Source organism: Fructobacillus fructosus KCTC 3544 (assembly GCF_001438695.1).
Classification (GTDB): Bacteria; Bacillota; Bacilli; order Lactobacillales; family Lactobacillaceae; genus Fructobacillus; species Fructobacillus fructosus.
The window spans coordinates 2,501-5,289 of sequence record NZ_JQBH01000021.1; the positions used below are offsets into that span (position 1 = coordinate 2,501).

The 2,789-nt window shown below is 47.9% G+C and carries 1 tRNA gene and 2 rRNA genes (1 of these 3 cut by a window edge); all 3 read right to left on the bottom strand.

The features are described 5' to 3' along the window. A 23S ribosomal RNA gene (locus tag IV71_RS07345) occupies positions 1-610 on the bottom strand; it reaches 2,298 nt to the left of the window's first position. 181 nt (positions 611-791) lie between these two features. After that, a tRNA-Ala gene (locus tag IV71_RS07350) sits at positions 792-864 on the bottom strand. Between the two features lie 100 nt (positions 865-964). Next, positions 965-2,514: ribosomal RNA gene (locus IV71_RS07355) — 16S ribosomal RNA — on the bottom strand. The 16S and 23S rRNA genes sit together here with 1 tRNA gene alongside, the layout of an rRNA operon. Between the last annotated feature and the right edge of the window lie 275 nt (positions 2,515-2,789).

A 2,789-nucleotide genomic window follows, 5' to 3' on the forward strand; every position in this document is an offset into this window, starting at 1 on the left:
TTCTACAAAAGGCACGCCATCACCCATTAACGGGCTCTGACTTCTTGTAGGCGTCGTGGTTTCAGGAACTATTTCACTCCCCTTCCGGGGTGCTTTTCACCTTTCCCTCACGGTACTGGTTCACTATCGGTCACTAGGGAGTATTTAGCCTTACGGGATGGTCCCCGCAGATTCCGACCGGATTTCTCGTGTCCGGCCGTACTCAGGATCCTGTCTAGAGGTAAGTCATCTTTCGGTTACGGGATTATCACCCTCTTTGATAACGCTTCCCAACGTTTTCACCTAAATGCTTACTTGGTAACTCAACGACAGTCCTACAACCCCAAGATGCAAGCATCCTGGTTTGGGCTCTTCCCGTTTCGCTCGCCGCTACTCAGGGAATCGATTTTTCTTTCTGCTCCTGCTGCTAATGAGATGTTTCAGTTCACAGCGTATTCCTTCTAAAAGCTATGTATTCACTTTTAGATAACATTATAATGTTGGGTTTCCCCATTCGGAAATCTCCGGCTCATAGCGTACTTACCGCTCCCCGAAGCTTATCGTAGTTAGTCACGTCCTTCATCGGCTCCTAGTGCCAAGGCATCCACCACGCGCCCTTATTCACTTAACCACAACTATTTATAGTTGGATCAGTTTTATGAGTTGGTCATTTTTCAGACCTGCGATTAAACCGTTCTTTTTAAAGAACTTGTGTTGTTTCTCGGTTTATTTAAGAATCAATTTCTTGATTTTAAAAGATTTTCTTGATTATTCAGTTTTCAATGTACAAGCTTGGTTACCGAAGCAACCAATGGAGAATATCGGGATCGAACCGATGACCCCCTGCTTGCAAAGCAGGTGCTCTCCCAGCTGAGCTAATCCCCCGTACCCAAATTCGGTAGAGTTCACACACTCAAAACTAAACAAAACTTTGTAACAAATCAAATTGACACTTAAGTCCCTGTAACGTTCCGGTTATCCTTAGAAAGGAGGTGATCCAGCCGCAGGTTCTCCTACGGCTACCTTGTTACGACTTCACCCCAGTCATCAGTCCTGCCTTAGACGGCTCCTCCCCGAAGGTTAGGCCACCGGCTTTGGGCATTACCAACTCCCATGGTGTGACGGGCGGTGTGTACAAGACCCGGGAACGTATTCACCGCGGCATGCTGATCCGCGATTACTAGCGATTCCGACTTCATGTAGTCGAGTTGCAGACTACAATCCGAACTGAGACGTACTTTAAGAGATTCGCTTACCTTCACAGGTTTGCTGCTCGTTGTATACGCCATTGTAGCACGTGTGTAGCCCAGGTCATAAGGGGCATGATGACCTGACGTCGTCCCCGCCTTCCTCCGGTTTGTCACCGGCAGTCTGTCTAGAGTGCCCAACTGAATGCTGGCAACTAAACATAAGGGTTGCGCTCGTTGCGGGACTTAACCCAACATCTCACGACACGAGCTGACGACGGCCATGCACCACCTGTCACTTTGCTTCCGAAGAAGACAGCACTATCTCTAGTACCTTCAAAGGATGTCAAGACCTGGTAAGGTTCTTCGCGTTGCTTCGAATTAAACCACATGCTCCACCGCTTGTGCGGGTCCCCGTCAATTCCTTTGAGTTTCAACCTTGCGGTCGTACTCCCCAGGCGGGATACTTAATGCGTTTGCTTCGTCACTAAAGGGCGGAAACCCTCTAACAACTAGTATCCATCGTTTACGGTGTGGACTACCAGGGTATCTAATCCTGTTTGCTACCCACACTTTCGAGCCTCAACGTCAGTTGCAGTCCAGTAAGCCGCCTTCGCCACTGGTGTTCTTCCATATATCTACGCATTCCACCGCTACACATGGAGTTCCACTTACCTCTACTGCACTCAAGTTGCCCAGTTTCCAAAGCCATTCCACAGTTGAGCTGTGGGCTTTCACTTCAGACTTAAGCAACCGTCTGCGCTCGCTTTACGCCCAATAAATCCGGATAACGCTCGGGACATACGTATTACCGCGGCTGCTGGCACGTATTTAGCCGTCCCTTTCTGGTATGGTACCGTCACTGTTTAAGCATTTCCTCTTAAACCCGTTCTTCCCATACAACAGTGCTTTACGACCCGAAAGCCTTCATCACACACGCGGCGTTGCTCCATCAGGCTTGCGCCCATTGTGGAAGATTCCCTACTGCAGCCTCCCGTAGGAGTTTGGGCCGTGTCTCAGTCCCAATGTGGCCGGTCAGTCTCTCAACTCGGCTATGCATCATCGTCTTGGTGAGCCTTTACCTCACCAACTAACTAATGCACCGCGAATCCATCTTAAAGCGCTGCAAACGCAGCTTTTAACCTTAGTGCATGTGCACTTGGGTTTTATCCGGTATTAGTCACTGTTTCCAATGGTTATCCCAGACTTTGAGGTAGGTTATTCACGTGTTACTCACCCGTTCGCCACTTACTTGGAAAGTGCAAGCACTTTCCGCTGTTCGTACGACTTGCATGTATTAGGCACGCCGCCAGCGTTCATCCTGAGCCAGGATCAAACTCTCATGTTAAAAGTTTGAAGATTGCTCTTCGATTAAACTGACTAGTTGCTATCTCTCGATAACGCCTATCCGTTTATTGTTTGTTACGAATTGACTTCGCAAATTTGTTCGATTTAGCTGTCAAAGCTAAATCGCGTTACAGATTTGTTTGTTCAAAGTTTTGTTCAGTTTTCAATGTGCTAACCCGTTTGGGCAACTCATATATCATAGCAGGCGCAATTTCTTTTGTCAACTACTTTTTATTGAGTTTTCTTGCCCTTCGACCTTTGCCGAAGCGCTTGTCC